This is a genomic window from Mesorhizobium sp. M1403, assembly GCF_040317695.1.
Classification (GTDB): Bacteria; Pseudomonadota; Alphaproteobacteria; order Rhizobiales; family Rhizobiaceae; genus Mesorhizobium.
Genome location: NZ_JAMYKY010000033.1, coordinates 1 through 18,712 on the forward strand (window position 1 = coordinate 1; position 18,712 = coordinate 18,712).

Here is an 18,712-nt window from a genome sequence, read left to right on the forward strand (position 1 = left end):
AGAGAGTGACCCCAGTCTTTCGCCAGATCGCCCTGCCCGACGAGTTCCTCGACGCTGGCGCGCTGCCGACGCTTCACGATCGCTATGGGATCTCAACTTCCGAGCTCGTGCGCCGCGTCCGCATTTGGAGCGAATGAGAAGTAAGAGCTCTCCCCACACAACAGTTGAGTCATCGACTTGAACTGTGAGCTGGCTAACCCCGCCGCGGTTGTCGCGCTCGTCACAGCGTTGTGGACTAAGGACCTGGGCTTCCCTGATGCCTGTCAATCGGGCACATCCTGCGCGGGCACTGATTGAGCACCGGCCTCCTGTTCAGATGCGGCTGGACGAGCTGTCTTCCAGTGGTAAGGAGAGAACTTCCTAGGATCTTGAACACACATCGAGGGCATTCGAGGACCTTGGTGTCAGGCCCCCTGGTGCCGGTCTCCCGCGAGTTCGACGTAAGCAAGTTTCGGGATGTTGGCTCGTCTGTCCTTTGCTCGCCGGCCGACAAATGCTGGGAGGCACTGCATGCGCGCGCTCGGAACGAATTTGCCCTGCAGTGGATGACATTTAGCTGGCCAATCTGCTTGCGGTGATCGATGCGGGGGCAGCATTGTTGGGGTTTGCACGAAATCCGCGTCGCACTGAGCCGGCATCAGCCGCCCCGATCTCGCCAAGCAACAAGGACAGGCCGCACCTAACCCAAGGCCACCGAAGCGGCACGGACGTTCAGTCGATGTTTACCATTCGCTATTATCTTTCGCGAAGCGGCAAGGTTCTGAGTACCGCGCAAGTCAAAGGGCCTGCTCCAGACAATGGGGCGGGCCTTTTTGCGTCACTTAGGAGAACGGACTCCAACGAATTGCCGGTTACCTGAAAAATAGGCCCCAAGCTGTGAAACGTCGTACGTGGCCGGGTTGTTGGTGCATCCGCAATCGGTTGGAAGGCAGGCCCCATTCTCGCGATACTCTGCCAGCGTCAGGGCTGGGCCAGCGGTAGGTTAGGGCGTCACGACCCGCAACATGGCGGCTTCATAGACGAACGAAACACGATTTCGTCCATGTTGTTTCGCTTCAAAAAGGCACCGTCCGGCAGTGCGAAGGACGTCCTGAGCATCTGCATTGGGAGAAATTTCCGCGCCTCCAATGCTGACAGTCACTTTCACGCCATGAGAGCGCGTTTAATTAAGTTGGGGTCAATTCGTGGCAGCAGGGTTCGTGCTATGAAGAAGGGACCGGTTCCCAACCGCGGCGAGGCACTTGCCTTCATCAGTGCCAGTCTCAAAGAACTGCAGGCACTGCGCGGCGGGTCTCGTGTATTGTCGCGTCGACTGACCAGTGCGCTTGATGCGCATGGTGGATGCGGTGGGTTCACCTGGGTGACCGCGAGCCCCATCGATGTTTCCTGGTCCAGGGAACCAAAACCTTTAACCGGTGCGAAGAAAAGGCATGACGTCGGCGCGAAAAAACAGCCGGACGGTCACTCCCTCCGCCAGATGCCGTTGATTTCATTAAACCTTTTGTCGGTATCTTCTTGCGGCCCCAATTTCGGCCCTAACGGACAGACTCGTCAGTGAGTCGTGGGGCTCGGGAACAGGAACTTGTACCCTTCCTTGAGAATCCACCGGGCGCGGGCGAGATGAGTTTCCCAGGCTCGGTGCGCCCGCTTCGGTTCCTTCTCGGGATCGATATGCAGCACAGTCCTGGCAACCACGCGCCAATCCTCGTCGTCATAGGCGGCGTCCAGCAGCCACATATACATGGCGACGCGTTTATTGTCGTATGGGGTGAGGTAGGGCTCGCTTGGCGCTTCGTCCGCGACCTCGGGATCCGGAAGCGGGCTGACCACTACGCCGCCTTCTTCGGGTCGCCGATGACGCGCGCCGGCAGATACGCTGGAGCCGGGGGCGGCAGCAAAAAATTGTTGTCAGCTGCAGTGCTCATGGGCGCAATATACATTGCGAATAGTGCCCATTCAACGCTGCGATCAAGATGGACGCGGCACGAGTCTTGCACGGCGCTCAACACGGCGAAGACCAAAGAAAACCGCGTGCGCTCCCTCGGCCATATCAATCGATTTTATCCGACGTGTCACATCCGCGTGATCCAGCGACACCTAATGAAAGCGGCTAAGGGGGACCATGGTTTGTGGAAAAATTCTTATGAACAGCCAAAAAGACGCAGAGCGTATCCGTGCCGAAATGTCGATCGCACAGGCGATTTACGACGCCATTTGCGAGATGAACGGATCTTCGTACAGGCAAGACAAAGTACCTTTGCGGTGGGATACTTCGTCAGGCACACCGTTGAGCCTGATGAGTATTGACGGCTTTTTCGAATTGCGGGAACTGGCCCGGCGGATAGCGTCGAAGATCGACACGCCTGCGCTCATCAGTCTCAAAAGCCACACCGCGCAGCCGTCGAAAAAGATTGACTTCCACTAGGGTAGATTTGCCATCGCCGTGAAAAGGTTGCTCGAGATCACGTCGAGGATGGCATCCACCTGGCCCGTGGCGCGGTTGTCGCGCTGGTCGACGCCATCCGCGCCTGCGAGGTCGGTGACGCTTGCGCCGGCCCAAGCACGCGCGCATTCTGCCCCGAACCAAAAAAGTGGGGAGGGCCGAATGTTCGAAATCGGAAGAGATTACCGCATCACCATGATTGTAGCGGTTCCGGGCGACTGGAGCGACGAAACTGGCGTCTGGACGGTCGCGGAAGTTGATGGGACGCTAGTGAAACTCACCAATCCCTACACCCCGGACACGATCATTAACACGGCGTCATGGCATTTCGTCCGCGCCGAGATTGTCTAGGCGCAACTTAGAAGGTGTCGAACAGCCCCGCCGCCATCATGCCGCCGATCAGGTCCTGTCCAAGATTGTTGGGGTGAGTTCCGTCTCCAGGACCCATCCAATGAACGTAGTTGAACTGGTTGATGATGAAGCGGCGGTACAGATCGACCACTGGCACCCTGTTTAGGGCGCAGACCTCAAGCATGGCGTTGGCGTAGTCGATCAGCTGGCTTCCGGCTCCTCCCGCAGTGCCGTCCAGCGTCCGCCATATCGGCGTCGTGAAGATGAGCTTCAGGTTCGGCCGGGCGGTCATGATCGTCTGGATGCCGTAGTTGATGGCTCCCTTGAAGGTCGCCCCGGTTATGTCCGCATTGGTGCCGATGGGGCACGTCGGGCCGGCGCCGGTGAAGTCGTTGGTGCCGAACGAGGGGATCAGGTAATCCAGCAGGCTGTAATCCACCGATGCCATGCGCGCTGCAATCGCTGGAAAGGTGCCTCCGATGACCGTTGCTGCGGCTATCTGTTGGGAAAAATCACCGGAGGCAATGGCATCGGCCAGCCGGTAAAACGAGAACTTGTCATAGTTCGCAGCATGGTTGGCCATGCGGGTACCGCCGCCGCCGCAGTTGGTGATCGTCATGCCGGTGCGCTGGGCAATCTTGGCGGTCGGCGTGATGCCCGGCCAGATGACACTTTCGATGATGCTATCGCCGAAGTGCGCACCGATCTTGCCGGCGAACTGCGAGGCCGGCACGGAGGCAACGTCCTTGGCCAGTTTGTCAAACCGGCCATGGTTATCGATCAGCCGGCCCGGTGCCTTCTGGATGGCCCAGCCGGGAAGGTAGGCATCCGCGGCCAAGGCCCCTGTCGGAAGGATGCGGAGCTGGTGATTAAGGCCGTAGGTAACGTCGTTCTGGGTGACCACGATGGGCAGCGAAATATACGTCAGGCCATTGACCGTTTTGGTTATCTGAACGGTCTGGGTCACCCCGGACGACACCGGAATGTAGTGGATGAACTGGATGGACTGGGCACTCCCCGCCATGAAGGCGAAGATACACCAGACAGTTTCTCCCACCGTCAACCCTGCTTCGGCTACGGGCGTCTTGATGTCGTGCAGCGTGGCCGGCCGGCAGCTTGATGGCCTTGGTGCCGAAGGGCGAGCCTGCCGGCGCGTTGACCAGAACAGGAGGAAACCCGCCAGCCGATGCTCCGATCAGGGGGTTGCCAGCATAGTCGTTGGTGACGCCGCTGGCCGCAATGCGGAAGAACGGGTCGATGTTAAGCTTCGGGTGCGCATCCTCCGCCACCATGGCCGCAGATTGGAGAGCCCCGCCGATGTAGGTCAGGCGTGACTTGGCCTTCTGGACAGCCCAGCCGAGCACGAACAGGCCATTCGCACCGACGCCGGCAGCGATGTTGAGCCGAACCAGCAGGCTCGTGCCAAACGTGACATCGTTCTGGGTCGGCGTGACGGTCAGCCCAACGCTCATGTAGCCCAGCCCGCCCGCCACTGCCGGGTTGACCGTGTTGCTCTCGTTGTGCGCCACCCCGGATGACACCGCGATGCTGCCGATGATCTGAAGGCTTTGTGCGGCGATCAGATCAACGATGATTTCAACGGGTTCACCAACCCGCGGGCCGAGGTCGGCAGCGGACACTTTGAGGTCCAAAAGCGTCGCCCCGACCGACAGAGACAAGGCGCCACGCCTGTCGTTCAATTTTGGCGAGGTGATATTCGGAAACGGCTTCGTGTCGGCGAGGGTGCGGCATCCCGCAGAATAGGAATATATTCGGCATGCCGTCAAGGCACATAGACTTCGTCCTGCCCTCAACGCATGCTCGCCGCGGGCATTTTGGGGGGAAGCATGAATCAAGTTATGTGCATTTGTAGCCATCAGCGTTTTGCCGGGCTGCGCTACTCGCCCAGCCGACGTCAATCCCATGCTGGTTTCGTCCATCGTATACGCGGGCAAGTCCTGCAGCCAGTTGGAAGCCGAACTTTACCGAACGAATTCCGACCTGGCGCCGATAATGGCCGTACAAGACAGAACCGCCCGCCGTGACGTGGACGGCGTGTTTTGGCTTGGGTTGCCGGTTGGCAGCATGATGCGACAACACAGACATCAAGGCACGTGAAGCCAAGAGCCGAGCTGAAGGGCAACATGGACGCGAACAACGCAGCCCGACGAAAGGGCGGCTGTGTTGCCGGCACTCTGTAAGCCGTTCCAACGTTAAAATTGTCGGCTTGCTTCCCGCCCTCGCAACCGCGGAGTGGTCGTTTCATCGATTGACTCGCGTAATGCACCGGCAGTTAATCTCCCCGCCAGGGCAAAAGAGGGGCTATGAAACTGGGAGCAAACGATGACTGTCCAAAGAGAAGACTATCGAACCAACAGAGCCGACTACGCCATAGCTGCCATGCATAGCCGAGCGACCGCTGAGGGCGATCGTGACGATTTGTTGACGAGGAAAAAGTCCCTGTGGGTAACAGATCGGCGATCTGCAAAATTGGCTGCAAACCCGTCCGAAAGCTCGCCAGAACCCAAGGCAAAACCGCGCGGTAAGTGAATCGGACGCCAGCCACTTTCTTACCGCCGCGTACTTCGTTCGCATGGTTCGATTATATTAGAGGTATCTAAAATACCAACCAGCCAGTCGAGCATTCCCTAAAGGCTCGCTGGTCAGGCCCAGCGGCCGCCCCCTAACCCAAGCTGCTGGGCCGCCCGCTAAGGAAGTGCGTTGTATCACTGATACGGTCGTCGGTGACCCCCTCCGTACCGCGGCCGTGATCGCAACCACGTCACCGATGCCAAGGCCCCGCATCGGTACCACTCAAACGAATGGCAATTTTCTGTCTGGATGCGTTTAGTATCCATTCTCCGGAGACCCGCGCATGGGCTCGCGTGGGAGACAAGTGACTCCCCTTTAAAGGCATCGAGATGCTACGAGCGCCGAAAAGTCAGTTCCTTAGACCTAAAGATCGGGCGATTTGCCAGCGGGTTGTCGACCAGATAACCGCCGACGCTAAATGGTACAGCACTTCGATAGACGGTCAGATTCTGGCCTCGACCATGCTGAATCTCTTTCAATCAGGGGTCGTAAACGAAACGAATTTGCTGGCACATGTTCGCGCGCGGCGCCACGACTTCACTAAACTGACAGGCTAGCTCCACCCGGGCGGAAACAGCGCGTTTCAGCAAATCGTGAATTGACCTGCATCCATGGAAGCCGGTTGGCGGCACGGCAGTTGGCTGAAGATCAAGAGCTACATGGTGGAAGAATATGACTTGCTCGGCGGGTGGACCGGCCGCTGCGATATTTGCTGTCGCGGCGGCCAACACACCCAAGTGGCCGGCTGCTGTCATGCGACCACAGAGCCGCCACGTCAGCCAGCCCAAGATGGCCAATAGGACGAACGACCTTGTAATATCGCTTCATTCGTCCTCCCGAGCGCCGCGCTTCTTTTCCACAAGCGTTTCGGCTCGTGGAGCAATGACTTGTCGAAAGATCCGCGCGCAAACTGTTCATACCGGCTCTTGCCGGTGCTGCCGGAGGTACCGAGCAGCACCGCGAGATCGGGATGCAGGACTTCCCGGCTTCCGCGCGGCAGCGCCAGCGGGCGTCTACGCGTCTGCAGATGATTTCGGGCGAATAGTCGGCGACGAAGTCGTCCAGAGCCGATGCGTTGCAGGGCGGGATCAATGCGACGGCGTGCCTGCCGTGCATGGCTGCCAGATAGGAGATGACCGCGTGTTCCGTCGGCTCGGCTGCTACCGCGACCAACTTTTTCTCCGGTCCGAACTCGGCTGCCACCGCTGTGACACGTAGCGCAAGATCGCGGTAGGTGATCGGCGTGCGGCCGGGAAAGATCAGCGCCGGACGATCGCCGTGTTCGTCCAAGCGTCGGGTTAACCCCATTCCCCTGATCTCCGTCAATCTGAAAGGCTTATTGCACCCATCAGTGCAGGCGGGGACGCCGCTATCACGTTTGTTGACTGATTGCATCAACTTTCACGGATGTGTTCGCGCGCGAGCGGAGGCATTGGTTGCGACCATGCCCATGTCATCGAGCAACTTTGGCACGAGGCCGGCCAACAGCGGGAGCCCGCGATTCTCTTGGCACGTTGGCAACGCTTGGAGCCGAACACACCTTGCAGCAGCGCCGGCACATCCACATCGGCATCGAGCTGCGGCCAGTGCAGGCCAAGGCCGGTCGGGCTAATCCCGCTCTCGGTGGACAAGGCTCAGAAGGGACATGGGATGAATCGGTTTGTCGAGGGCGAGGATCGCCGGCAAGCGACACTCTTTCCCGAGTGCCTAGACGTTTACGTGATGCAGGACAATCCGGTCCGACTCATCGAAGTCTTCATCGAGAACTCGACCTCGGCGCCGTCGGCTTTGCCGGGTCGTGCTGGAAGCGACCAGCGGCCTGCCTATCATCCGAGGCCGATCCTGCGAAGCCAGTTGCTGCGCCGTCTGTGTGGAGACCCGCTCCGGGGCACAAGCCGCGCGAACTCCCTTCTCCTTTCCGTCAATATATCGCAGTGCCCCTCTTCGCGGCGAACGGCTGCTCGACGCTGAAGCCGAACGGCGTGCTCGAACCTGGGCATAGCCAACCGATATCGCGCGGCTTCATTTTTTAGTCACTGCGCAGGATTTTTGCTTCGAGCGCGGCTGCGACGAAAGCTCTTCGTGCAGCTGGTGGATGAGCCTCGCCACGCAATACTTGCCGACAGGCGTCCATCGGTATCTTCCGTTTCTCGGTCGACGACTAAGATCACGGAGCAAGATAGCGGCCGCGTCATTGACGTCGAACACGATACGCTCCGATCTGTGACGGCTAACCTTAATAACCATTGGCCGCTCAAATCTGCTCAAGCCGATCATCTCTCCGCCTCCTCTACGGCAACAGGCCTCGGTCGCACTTCTTTGCCAGCCGAATGGTTCCGCTGCATCTTCGTCGCTGGACTTGGCACTAGCCTAGCGACCGAGTGCAGTGGGTCTGGTTATGATGGGGGTTGCGCGAGATCTGCCGTTTTGCTGTTGATTTTGAGAAGCTTTTGCTTTCGGCGAACTGTGAAATCTCGACACAGTGCCCTCCTTGGCGTGCTACCCGCGCCAGCCTCGCACATTTCGCGTACGCCTACACTTTCACTTTTCCACTGCCCGACTTGCAGGCAGCGAGCCACTGCATCGCGGAGGTTGCATCTTCCAATATAGCGGCCCGTTTCGCAAAGCCGAAAAAGGCATTGTGCGCTGCGCTTACAGGTATTCGCTCGTCGTATGCATCATAGCACGCCTTGAGGGCGGCTTCGTGGATCAAGTCTCTGCGGTTTCCTGGCCACTCGTTGAGGAAATCGATGGCGTCGGCCAGGCTGGCAATCTCTTGCACGATGTACGTTGCACGCTTAACGAAAACTGGGCTGCGGAAAGCATCAGGGTTCATTCGTTCCTCCCGACCTGCTGAATACCTACTTTGCGTGATGAGCCGCCTCATCGACATCCGCCGAGCATTGCAGAATGTGTTGTCAGAGCGATGACGGTTTAAGAGGAAGGCAGCGGGTCGTAGTCCTCTGGTGCAGTCTTCGGAGGGGAGCTTGAGAGTCACGGTTTGGCAGCCCATCACCTCGGGCCATTGGGCAAAGATCTGCACGCTGACTCGAGCGTGGCTTGGCAGTCTATTTGGGCGCTCACATGCCAATGCGGCTTCGCACCCGCGATCGGTCAAAGTTCTCCTGTTGGTCGCTATTCGCTGAAGGAAGCCTCGACATTACCGACACGAGCGCGGGCGGTCGGCAGACCGCCGGTCGGTGGTACTCCGCATGCAGCGCCGTCGCCTTCTCCGAGAAACGTCCTCTGTGGATGGCTCCCGCGATGCAAGAGGTAATTGGACGTTACAGCGCGTTGGGCGGGTGCAGTCTTCTGTCCGGCCTGTTGATGCAGCCATCCGAGACTGCTGGCCCTGATGGGACCGGCGAACTGGATCTCAATCTGCCTATCAGGCTATGGTGCTCGGACATTCGACGGGTTGTCCCTGTTCCCGGCCTGACCAGTCTCGCCATCACATCGCGTCGCTCTCACAACCTACTGGTAGCCGATCGATCGGCCCGCCTGTTCTCTGTCCTAAAATTTATCTTCTTCGCAACCTTACACCGCAAGGTTCGCGGCATGACGAGCTTGAGGTCTCACGCGTACCATGATCGCCCAGACCACACGGGCCATCTTGTTCGCCATGGCCACACTCGCCAAGCGCACGGGTTTCCTGGCGAGCAACGCGACAAGCCGAGGATCCGCTGCCGCCCCTCGAGTTTTGCGAAGGTGTCGGCCCGAGCCAGGCGGGGAACTCCCGACCCGTGCGGGTGCGACGGCAGTCGGCCACGAAGCGACGGGCAATATCCTCGTTCGACACTGCCAAGTCGGCTTCCCGAAACAGCCATTCCTTCAGTTCGCGCGCACCGCCCGGAGAAAGTACGAAGCTGTACAGCGTCCGCAACTACGGCAAGGTGCTCGTGCCGCGTTTCCTTGCGCGCGGCGTAGTCAACGAGATCGTCGGTATGTAGGCCAAGCTGCATCGGGGCGAGGCTTAGAGACCGCGCCGAGGTCGTTCGGGCCGCTCTGCGAGCCGGAAGCCGCCTCGCCCTTCGACTTTTCATTTGCGACAGGCCCTGATGAATTGCCAAGCCGGGCTGCAGCGGGAAACCTGTCAGGATAACAGGATCACAGCGTTCGGTTGCATGCCCGGCAGTCGGACTCATTGTCGGCCTTCTGACAATGTTGGGTATGAAACACTGCACTATCAAAACGATCGTGTTGTCTAAAAATGGTTTTCTGGATTGGCACGGCATTTGCTTTGCTGAATCACAAATACCTACGGCACGAACCTGCAGGAGTTCCTCCATGAACAGCCTCAGGCAGTCGCTACAGCAAGATCTGTGCATGCGAATCCGCCCTCCGGTTGCAATCGGAATGGGCCGAGCTTGTAACCAAACACTCCCCCTACTGCATGTGGGCACGCCAAAATCTCGCGACGCGGGCCACGACTGGACAAAAAGCCGCTCGATCGTCCCGCCGCTTAATGAAGTCCAGTGGTGGGACATCGATGAGCGCCTCGCGGAAGGCCGGACAGTTCCGCGATACCAACGTTATAGGGACGGCCTAATCTGTTTTGACTCGTTCTGCACAGTAGGATGGGTGGCTAGCACAAAGGATACTTGAACGTGGACGTTTTCGAACGTGCTTCAATACCTGCGAGGAGGTCACTGACCTCATCCTTCTCGGCCGACCTGGCCGTACTGGGTGCCGCATTCGTTTGGGGCGCGAGCTATCCGGTCGCGAAAAGCGCACTATTCTATGCGCCGGTTTTGATCCTCATTCTTTATCGTTTCCTGATTACCACGATCTTTATGGCAGTGGTGGCAAGACATGAGATCGCGTCGATCTCTTGGGGCGATTGCATCCGTGGCCTCGTATTGGGGACAATACTTTTTTCAATTTTTATTGCTGAAACTTACGGTGTTGCATCGACAAGCGCAATGAATACGGCCTTGATCATTTCGCTTTGTGTAATTTTCACGCCGATCATTGACTATGGGCTATCGGGGCGACTTCCACCTCCGGGCATATTGGCAAGTGCCGCCATATCCTGCATCGGTGTCGGCCTTCTCACTGGCGGGATCGGCAAGTTCAGTCCGGGTGACGCGCTTGTGCTGGGGGCTGCGATTCTGCGAGCAATTATGGTCGTTTCCACCAAACGCCTTCTGGCCGGCCGGCAGATTTCGTCTGCGGCACTGACGGCCATCCAGGGATCGGCGGTGGCAACACTCACTTTCGTTTTAGCCGTGGGTCAATTCGGAATCTACGGCCTTATTGTGAAGGCCCCCCTTCAGTTTTGGGGCGCCGTCGCCTTCCTTTCACTCTTCTGCACGATCGCTGCATTCTACATTCAAAACGCCGCGGTCAGAAAATCCACGCCGACACGGGTTGGCTTGCTGATGGGAACAGAACCCTTTTTTGGTTTCGTCCTCGCGCACCTTCTCCTGACAGAATCTTTGACCGCAACGGGCTTGATAGGTGCCGGCCTCATCCTCGCCGGAACCTTTTCCGGCATCTTTTTTGAGAGCAGGACCTGACAAATGAACCCCGTCTCAACTTCGATCAAACCATCTACCGGCGGCATTTTGAGTTTCGAAGATCTGGAGGCTTTTCCGGACCGAAACGCACCAGTTGCAACCATGTTCAGCGGCGGTCTCGACAGCACCTACCTTCTCTACAAGCTGCAAAGCCTTGGCTTTTCGAATATTGAAGCTGTCGCGGTGGATGTCGGAACTTCCATCGATAAGCCTTTGCTGGAACAGACGGCAGCCAGGTTCGGCGCGCGCTTTGTCTGTCTCGAAGGGCGGGAAGCTTTTGTCGAACAAGGCGTGAAACCCGCCATTCGGGCCCACGCCAAGTACCTTGGTAACTATCCGTTAAGCAGTTCCTTGAGCCGTCCCGTAATCGCCTCGTTGATTGTTGATCATGCAACATCAATCGGCTCACGGCTGATTCTTCATACAGCAAGTCTTTCGCAGAATAGTCTTCCGCGCCTTAACAATAGCATCAAGCGCTCGGGATTTTCCGGCAACTTCGGCAGTCCGTATGAATGCTCGGTGATTTCCCGGCAGCAGAAGGCCGCCGCCCTCTCTAAGTTCGGACTGACTTTTGTGACGGACCGCACCTGGAGCGGAGACGAAAACCTCTGGTGCCGGGAATTCGAGTCTGGACCTTTGGAAGATCCCGAGAACTTTTCTATCCCGGAAGAGGCATTTGATTGGACGCGCAACACTGCCGCAGAGCAGCCGGTAGAGATCAAACTCGGGTTTATCGACGGAAATCTCGTGTCAATTGATGACCGTGATGTTGCACTGATCGACACAATCCCGCTCCTGAATAAAACAGTTGGCAAATTCGGACACGGCCGCTTTGTCGGGCTCGAACACATCTCAACCGGTGAAAAGGTTCTCGAAGTCCGCGAGGCCCCCGCAGCGGCCATCATCATGGACGCGCTGCGGCACCTCGAAACCGCTTCCCTTGGCGTCGGATCAATCGTGTTGAAGGAAGGGCTTGAGCAAGCCTGGTCCCAGGAGGCGGTTTCAGGTGAATGGGGCAGTACTATTCACAAGATGTGCGAACGGGCCATAGCGTCCGCGCTCGAGGGCGTCAGCGGGAGCGTCAGCTACATAGTCGATAATACGCGCTTTTTACCTCGGTCCATCATAGCCAGCACGCCGAAATACATTACGGACCGCCACCTTTGGGAACACCAAGCCGCGAGCCACCAAGCGTCCTTTAAAACTTCCCCCTCGCTAAATTACCAAGACGGGAGACACCCATGAAAAAGGTCGCACCCCAGGCGCTATGCAGCCTCGGTCAAGAATGCACTGATCATCTGGTCACGAATGGATGGTGGTTTTCCAGAGGTAAGCGCACCGAAGCCGGCTTCGGCATCGAAATTGATGCTGGCTGGAAGAACTTTGCTGACCACTGGAATCGATTGCTTCTCGATGAATACATGCGTGACGGCGGGACCTATCGCTACCGGCGCTATGGCGCGTTTGAATATGACGCAGTTGACGGAATTTTTCGGCTCCTGCCGCATGCCCCTTATGAGCAATCGAAAGCCATCAACCACTTGAATGGCGGCTTCAAGCGCTACTTCGAGCCCTTTGAACAATCGTTTATATATCATCCTGTCTTAAACAAGATTCTGACAGGTTTCTGCAGAATTCTATGTCAAACCGCTGGACATGATCGTTGGGATATTAAGCTCCATCCCTACCGGATTGTTGCACGCGACGGTGTAAACGGCAAACCAGGACCCGAGGGCCTTCATCAGGACGGGGTGGATTTCATCGTTTCTTACATGATCGGGCGGGTTAACGTGACCGGCGGTATGAGCACGATTACTGATGCCTCAAAGCGGTTCCTCGGCGATGTCGAAATGAACCTTCCAACTGATTTTGTGATTTGCAACGATCGCAAGACGTTTCATGATGTATCACCGATCGTGACCGAAAATCCGAAAATGCCGTTCGCATATCGTGATGTCCTTGTCATCGCCTTCGAGAAACTATGAATCAAGTCTTGAACCTAAGCACGTTGCGACCAATAGCGAGATCGCTGTCCATACCTGTGGGAATTCTTGAGGCAGAGTCGGACATATCGGATGCCGCCTGATCAGTCGGATAATCTGCAATGGGTGGAAGACCGCTCTTGTGATGTTACGTTTGCGGCTGATAGTCGTCGCTTGATTCCGTTGGACGCGAATGCCTTCTGGCGCAGTACCGCCAAGAGAATTCTCGTCCACTGTCCGAGTCAGGAACTGCACACGGGCTCGCCGAACAGGAAGTTGGAACGCTTCGTCATGCTGTCTTAGGCGATATAGCCGCCCGGAGTGCTGCGACACGTGCACGATAGCATTGGCTCGCGAGGATGGATTGCTAACGGCGAACCCATGCTGGTCGGCAAGGCGATACTGGCTGGAGCATCAACTCGGCCGACGAGAGTGGCCCACCATCCTAGGCAGGATCGGCCGACATGGCCGGCATCGTGAGCCGCTCTGAAAAGAGCACAGCGGGCATTCAGACGCTGCCGGGTTGACTATGGGTGTCGGAACCGCAAAAAGGGACCGCTCTTCATGAGTGGCGTGCGCCGGCAGTCTAACCCCAAGCCCCCCGCCCAGGCTGCCGGCGCGCTTCTAGACTAGTTTCCGTCCACAAACGCCCATTTTGGTGAGCGTTTACAGAGGTTTGCCGCAGGAAGAAACGTCGTTTGCGGTACCGGGCCGACGCGAAGTCCAGTGGATCGCGCCAGAAAGAACTCGCCGAACGGAAGTTAGTCATGGCTATGGAGCCGGCGCCTGCCGGCGGGCTGCTGACCCGCGCAATGGCTCGACGTCAGGTCGGCTTGAGGCGCGTGAAGACGACGAGATTGTAAGCCACGACCGAGGACCAGACGTAGCTCTTGAAGTGATCAAGGCCGCGCCAGGTGCAGCGCGCCAAACCGTAAGCGCGCTTGAGGCATGAGATGTCGGCCTCGATGCCGGCACGGAAGTTACGCAGCTTGCGATAGACCCAATTGCTTCTGACCATGTCCTCGATCCTGAGGCCGGCTTTCTTGTGGAATGCCATGTCGCGGACGCCCAAGGTCAAGGCTGTAGCCAGATTGTCGCGACTGGCAAAGCCGCCGTCGGCCGCCGCCTGCCGCGGCGCTTGATCATAGAAGGCGATGTGACGTTCCAGCATCGGCAGCAATCGATCGCTGTCGCGCGGATTGCCCGCCTCGATCACCAGATCGAGGATCATGCCGCTCCTGCCGGTGGTCAGGTTGAGCTTGTGGCCGTATTCGGTGTCGCGGCTGCCCTTGACGATGATATCGGCATGGGGCTCGAACAGGCTGACCAGCTTGTCGCTGGCCGGCACCAACTCGCCGGCCAACACCCGCCGCTCACTCTGTGTGATGATGCGTTCGATCAGCGGCCGATAGTGGCAGACCTGGGCCTGCCACAGTTCGATGAGCGGACTGCCCGCCGCGACCAACCGCTCGGTCGCTTGCTGCAGGTATGCCAATGTCGCGCGGGTGATTGCGATCAGTTCCCGGTAGAGTTGGAACCGATTTGGTCGACCGCGTGTGAACTGGATCTTGCGGGCACGCCTCTTAGCCGCCCGACAATGATCATGCCATGGTGAGCGGGCACCACCGGTCAACACATCGGCCTGCTTCAGAAGGCGCACCATGACGCGCACGGCATCCCAAAGCAGGCTGCTGTCGCTCGGCTCATGCATAAGTGCCGAGGTCACGGTGCTGTCCAGCCGCACGACCGCGCCATCTTCGAGCTTCGCCTGCCGAGCGCCCGACAGCAGTGCCCGATTGATCTGCTCCCAGGTCTCGGGCCGGATCGCACTGATCGTCTTTTGCAGCACCGACTTCTGCGGGCTCCATGACCACGGCAGCCGCGCAAAGGCGCGGAACGAGGCGGAGTCCTCGAGATGGAACGCCAGTTCCTGATAGCTCAGTTGCCGGTATTGCTTCAGCAGCGCACAGCGCAGCACCGCTTCGGCGGGCAGGCCTTGCCGTCCGGTGGCCTTGACACAGACCCGAACCAGATCGCGGGCCACCAAACCAAGTAGATCGCAATGCTCATCCAGCCATTGCGACATCGCCTTCAACTCGTGGCCGATCTCGTGTGTGGCGAAAAGATCGAATATGCTGGCTTGGACGGTGCGTTCTTGGCGCATTGTCGGCTCCGGCGGTTGCAGATTGTACTTTGGAATCAGTGGCATGAGACCAAAGTGTACCTGAAACCGCCGGGCCTTGCCCGCGCAAAGTCACGATTTAGGCAATAAAATCAACAGTTTGACGTTTGTGGACGGAAACTAGACTCTTGGTTGGATTCTAACACTTGGTGCCCGCGTTTGACGGCGGCGATGATTTTGTCGGGGTCAGCGGTCCAAGAGAAGGGTTTGCGATCGGATTGCAGAAGCCTACGCGTCTGATCCGATCGTCTCATATGGACTTTGCGCCTGTGAGGGCCATCGGCCTTTTGGACACCTTGGGCTACGACGGATACAATTATGACCATGTTTTAGAGCAGATACTTGCAAAGCCGGATGAGACGACACGGTGGGCAGAGCTAGCGAAGAACAAGGACCAGCCCGTCTTCATCCTCCAGCCCCCAGTGCCAACCGACTCGACTTTGCGAGCGACGAGCGCCTTTAAGAAGATCGCGCGGATTAAGTTCCGGAACTTTAATTCATCCGAAATCAGCCGTCTAACTGCCAGCGAAGCCTACGAACAGGTTGTTTCCTCGTTTGGTGTCATCGCTTTTTTGGAGGGTGATAGCGAGGAGGCACTGCGGAACAATCAGCGTGCAGCTTTCATCTACGGGATCGCTCGCGGCCGCAATATTCCGGCACTGCTGATCACGCACCAGAAATCTACGCTCCCTCTGGATCTTCGTGATCAGGCCGCACGATGGTGGAGACTGGGAGATCTAGACAAGATCATTTCGGATTTCAGACTGCTTGGCGCTGACCTGCAGAACGAATTCGTCTCCATCAAACCTCATCATGAAAAATTGCTCCAGAGCCTAAGCTGCGGCGATCCGGTTGCTGAGAACGAAGCCAGCTCCTTGGCGGACTATTTTCTGGAAACGGACGCTTATCAGCGTACACTAGCTGGCGAAGCCAACGTTCTTGTGGGGAGAAAGGGAAGTGGCAAAACCGCCGTGTTCCTTCAGGTCCGCGACCGGACCCGGGCGCATAAGGAAAACATCTTTATCGACTTAATCCCCGATGGCTATCAGCTTATCAAGATGAAGGAGTTTATTTTAGACAAACTTAGCTTCGGCACGCGGAAGGAAGTCGTTGCTGCCTTCTGGGAGTACGTTCTTTGGTTGGAAATTGCTTACAAGCTTCTGGAGAAAGACGAGACCCGCGTTTTGCGCGACACTCGTTTGCTAGAGAACTACAAGAAACTTAAGTTGCTGTTCGAAGCGAGGATCGATGACGGGCTGGTCGCCTTCAACCGCCCCTGGCCTGATGAGCCTCGATCTCCAGCACAGGCTCTTTCATCTCGCCCTTTCGGAACTCGGTGGCGAGGAGGCATGGAACGAAGTGCTGGAGATTACGGTGGATGTCGCGCGTACCCATCGAACGGTTCAACCGCCCCGATTGACGGACCCTCCGCGTTCGTTTCCTTCATCGGGCTGGAAGAAGCCGCCGCTCGCACAACGAAAAAGCCCGCCGCGGGAGGAGGTGCGGCGGGCTTGATTTGGACGACAGCATTCGGGAGGAATAAATGCCGTCCCTGATCGCCGAGGTCGGGAGGAGGTGACCCGGACGAAACTTGATACCGACAACCTACTCCCTTCCACGCTCCCGAGAAGCATTAATTGTGCATAGCAGCATTGCGATCTGTGCAGCGCACACCTAGACCTGAGAGGTGTGTTTGCCAGACCGGCAGCGCAGGCCGTGTGCTGCGCCGCAGCGATGCACATGTTCGAAACTGGCGGCATCAGCAGCCCGGTGACGTTACCTACTCCCGCCGCGCGCAGCATGGCAGCATCATGCTGCCAGATCGAGAAGCTTCTTGGCCTTGCCCTCCATCTCCAGGCGAACATCCTGATGCGGCTTGTCGCGCGCCACCCGTGTAATGCCCTGCACGAAGTCGAAAATCGAGGCGGGCGGGTGCCCTTCCTCCGAAAGCACGGCATCGATGATCTTCGTCGTCTCCGCCTTGGAGAAGCCGCGCTTGCGCAGGAAGCTTTGGCGATCTTCGTCGTCCCGAGCGACGACACGCTCCCGCGAAGCCTTGATGCCGTTGACGAACGGCATGGGCGAAGACTCCGCGAACTGGATCAGCGCTGGCTCGGCTTTCAGGGCAAAACGCGAGGCGGCATATTAGGAATGCCGGATAATGATTTCCTGGAAATCTTCGACGCCGGCGATGCCGAGGGTGCGGGCTCCGACTTCGGAACTCAGCGGAGACGCATTCCACGCAGCCAATTCCGCCACCAAAAGGGCGGTGTCCCCGTTTACCGACGCGCATCTAAGTTCTCCGTTGTTCCCCAACACGATTATTGCTGTGCCTGTTACCTCAATCGACCGTTCTGCGATCGTGTGGCTGACGCTGCGGAAAAACCGCAGAGTCGGTTCTGTTCGATGTTCGCGTCGACGGCGATAGCTGCGTTCAGCGGATGGCTGCGATTGGATATGGCGTTTAAATCCTAGCGGGATTCAATAATCCCCGTGGGACGGCACGTCCTGTGTCCTGCAGCGCGTTGGTGAGCGCATGGCCCATATAGCGGATTGATGATGGTGAAGGCCTCGGGCTCTCCTCGGCTCCGGCACCGGCACGGAATGCGTCGGCCGGCACCGCAAAGGGCGTTCGGCCGGCCGGAGGGAGGTCGAGGCAGCAAGCATTCCCAGTGGGGAAGTCAGGCTGTTTGGCTGTCGCATCCAGGAAAGGTCGCGCCACAGAAACTTGATTGCCAAATTTTGTTTTCTCGACGCTTCACGAATTAGCATTGGATGCTTCGCTGTTGGGCGTGAAGGAAGATAGGCTGGGGATGGCGCGGCCCGAGCGAACCCACAAAGCCTTCACACGATGCAGATAAGGCACGGGACCTCGTCGAAAGTGTCGACAGGCTGGCTGGCGTTGCTCATGACTGAGCGGAAATAGAGCACGGCAAGACGGTGGAGACCATCGCGCTCGACAACAAGAACAATTCTCCAGAGGCGATCATCATTGTCGATCCGGCGGTCGGGAGGCCTGGTCGGCTTAGCGGGGCTACGACGATGCGACATCCAACAGATATGCGGCATGACTCGGTCAAGGTCGGTGCTGGAATTGCCGCCCGAAAATGGAGTCTTGGCCCAGGAATCGAGCCGCCATCGCGGACGTTGCACCGAAGCAGAGCCGGCACTGTCTCAAGTCCGGATGGCGAAGTGCGCAGCCGATGAAAGCTGCGGCAGTTGGGGACGCGTACAAGCCGTATATGATGACGACATTCGGGGCGCCACGGAGGCGTTCCGCGTTCCTATCGCTCGAACCATGGCCATCGACGAATACGACAGGCCATCAGGTCCGCCGCGCCTTAGCGATAGATGAGTCGCAGCTTCGCCGTGCATAGCGTGATCGCGGAAGTTTGCATTTACGCGCTCCCGTCCGTTTCATTCTCCTCATCGATTTCGCGCACGGGCAGATAGGCGTTCGTTTCCAACCATTCCCGCAGCACGATCTGAATGAGGTCCGCCCGGCCGATTTCCATTTCGGCAGCAATGGCGTTGAGAGCGTCCTCGGTGGCCGGTTCCAGCGGCACGCCGGCGACGTTTCTGAGCATCAATGCCGCGCGCCGCAAGAACAGCGAAAATAGCGCTTACAGATGATCTGCAGATC

General features: G+C 58.0%; 16 protein-coding genes and 3 pseudogenes. 8 read left to right on the forward strand and 11 right to left on the reverse strand.

All coding sequences use genetic code 11. The features are described 5' to 3' along the window. Both NKH01_RS30850 and NKH01_RS30855 read left to right on the forward strand, forming a co-directional pair. Window positions 1-137, forward strand: a pseudogene (locus tag NKH01_RS30850) (transketolase family protein); the annotation flags it as partial. A gap of 905 nt (window positions 138-1,042) precedes the next feature. Next, the gene (locus NKH01_RS30855; protein ID WP_353024076.1) at window positions 1,043-1,558 is read left to right on the forward strand and encodes a hypothetical protein; all 516 of its coding nucleotides are present in this window, start codon (window positions 1,043-1,045) and stop codon (window positions 1,556-1,558) included. Here the strand turns inward: NKH01_RS30855 and NKH01_RS30860 are convergent. Then, entirely contained in the window at window positions 1,552-1,830 is a 279-nt protein-coding gene (locus NKH01_RS30860) for a hypothetical protein (RefSeq protein WP_023722441.1), read from the reverse strand. The two genes, NKH01_RS30855 and NKH01_RS30860, sit on opposite strands and share 7 nt — an antisense overlap. A gap of 313 nt (window positions 1,831-2,143) precedes the next feature. Here NKH01_RS30860 and NKH01_RS30865 point away from each other — a divergent pair, with 313 nt between their 5' ends. Both NKH01_RS30865 and NKH01_RS30870 read left to right on the forward strand, forming a co-directional pair. Then, on the forward strand, window positions 2,144-2,425 hold the full coding sequence (locus tag NKH01_RS30865) for a hypothetical protein (protein WP_023722439.1): 282 nt from the start codon (window positions 2,144-2,146) through the stop codon (window positions 2,423-2,425). Window positions 2,426-2,605: 180 nt separating this feature from the next. Further along, window positions 2,606-2,794, forward strand: a complete 189-nt coding sequence (locus NKH01_RS30870; protein WP_023722438.1) for a hypothetical protein — start codon at window positions 2,606-2,608, stop codon at window positions 2,792-2,794. Window positions 2,795-2,801: 7 nt separating this feature from the next. Here the strand turns inward: NKH01_RS30870 and NKH01_RS30875 are convergent, their stop codons facing one another. The 7 genes and pseudogenes from NKH01_RS30875 to NKH01_RS30905 all read right to left on the reverse strand — a co-directional run. Next, on the reverse strand, window positions 2,802-3,761 hold the full coding sequence (locus tag NKH01_RS30875) for an SGNH/GDSL hydrolase family protein (protein WP_353024078.1): 960 nt from the start codon (window positions 3,759-3,761) through the stop codon (window positions 2,802-2,804). Continuing rightward, complete coding sequence (locus NKH01_RS30880) at window positions 3,664-4,473, reverse strand: hypothetical protein (protein WP_353016962.1); 810 nt, start codon at window positions 4,471-4,473, stop codon at window positions 3,664-3,666. The genes NKH01_RS30875 and NKH01_RS30880 overlap by 98 nt, the downstream gene beginning before the upstream one ends. Window positions 4,474-5,865: 1,392 nt before the next feature. Then, the gene (locus tag NKH01_RS30885) at window positions 5,866-6,141 is read right to left on the reverse strand and encodes a hypothetical protein (RefSeq protein ID WP_156948355.1); all 276 of its coding nucleotides are present in this window, start codon (window positions 6,139-6,141) and stop codon (window positions 5,866-5,868) included. Window positions 6,142-6,780: 639 nt separating this feature from the next. Then, complete coding sequence (locus NKH01_RS30890; protein ID WP_352509685.1) at window positions 6,781-7,017, reverse strand: DUF2442 domain-containing protein; 237 nt, start codon at window positions 7,015-7,017, stop codon at window positions 6,781-6,783. A 398-nt stretch (window positions 7,018-7,415) separates the two neighbouring features. After that, the gene (locus tag NKH01_RS30895) at window positions 7,416-7,520 is read right to left on the reverse strand and encodes a DUF982 domain-containing protein (RefSeq protein ID WP_352509683.1); all 105 of its coding nucleotides are present in this window, start codon (window positions 7,518-7,520) and stop codon (window positions 7,416-7,418) included. 399 nt (window positions 7,521-7,919) lie between these two features. Beyond that, window positions 7,920-8,222 carry a DUF982 domain-containing protein gene (locus NKH01_RS30900; protein WP_353024080.1) on the reverse strand — a complete coding sequence of 101 codons (303 nt, stop codon included), beginning with the start codon at window positions 8,220-8,222 and terminating at the stop codon, window positions 7,920-7,922. Window positions 8,223-8,923: 701 nt separating this feature from the next. Then, window positions 8,924-9,076: pseudogene (locus NKH01_RS30905) on the reverse strand (IS110 family transposase); the annotation flags it as partial. 917 nt (window positions 9,077-9,993) lie between these two features. Between NKH01_RS30905 and NKH01_RS30915 the strand changes: the two are divergent. Genes NKH01_RS30915 through NKH01_RS30925 form a run of 3 tightly spaced genes read left to right on the forward strand, consistent with a single transcriptional unit; the run spans window position 9,994 to window position 12,890 of the window. Beyond that, window positions 9,994-10,905 (forward strand): DMT family transporter, encoded by a 912-nt coding sequence (locus NKH01_RS30915; RefSeq protein WP_352509681.1) that lies wholly within the window; start codon window positions 9,994-9,996, stop codon window positions 10,903-10,905. Between the two features lie 3 nt (window positions 10,906-10,908). Beyond that, a complete protein-coding gene (locus tag NKH01_RS30920) occupies window positions 10,909-12,150 on the forward strand; it encodes an argininosuccinate synthase-related protein (protein ID WP_353024083.1) in 1,242 nt (413 codons plus the stop codon). Further along, the gene (locus NKH01_RS30925; protein ID WP_353024085.1) at window positions 12,147-12,890 is read left to right on the forward strand and encodes a 2OG-Fe dioxygenase family protein; all 744 of its coding nucleotides are present in this window, start codon (window positions 12,147-12,149) and stop codon (window positions 12,888-12,890) included. The genes NKH01_RS30920 and NKH01_RS30925 overlap by 4 nt, the downstream gene beginning before the upstream one ends. A gap of 820 nt (window positions 12,891-13,710) precedes the next feature. Here NKH01_RS30925 and NKH01_RS30930 read toward each other — a convergent pair. Beyond that, window positions 13,711-15,051 carry an ISNCY family transposase gene (locus NKH01_RS30930; RefSeq protein ID WP_353024087.1) on the reverse strand — a complete coding sequence of 447 codons (1,341 nt, stop codon included), beginning with the start codon at window positions 15,049-15,051 and terminating at the stop codon, window positions 13,711-13,713. A 272-nt stretch (window positions 15,052-15,323) separates the two neighbouring features. On the opposite strand from NKH01_RS30930, the gene NKH01_RS30935 reads away from it, so the two are divergent. Beyond that, the gene (locus tag NKH01_RS30935; protein WP_502912701.1) at window positions 15,324-16,625 is read left to right on the forward strand and encodes a P-loop ATPase, Sll1717 family; all 1,302 of its coding nucleotides are present in this window, start codon (window positions 15,324-15,326) and stop codon (window positions 16,623-16,625) included. Between the two features lie 253 nt (window positions 16,626-16,878). Here NKH01_RS30935 and NKH01_RS30940 read toward each other — a convergent pair. Both NKH01_RS30940 and NKH01_RS30945 read right to left on the reverse strand, forming a co-directional pair. Next, a pseudogene (locus NKH01_RS30940) lies at window positions 16,879-17,289 on the reverse strand (hypothetical protein); the annotation flags it as partial. A 1,178-nt stretch (window positions 17,290-18,467) separates the two neighbouring features. Beyond that, window positions 18,468-18,656 (reverse strand): hypothetical protein, encoded by a 189-nt coding sequence (locus tag NKH01_RS30945; protein WP_352509850.1) that lies wholly within the window; start codon window positions 18,654-18,656, stop codon window positions 18,468-18,470. Window positions 18,657-18,712 lie beyond the last annotated feature (56 nt).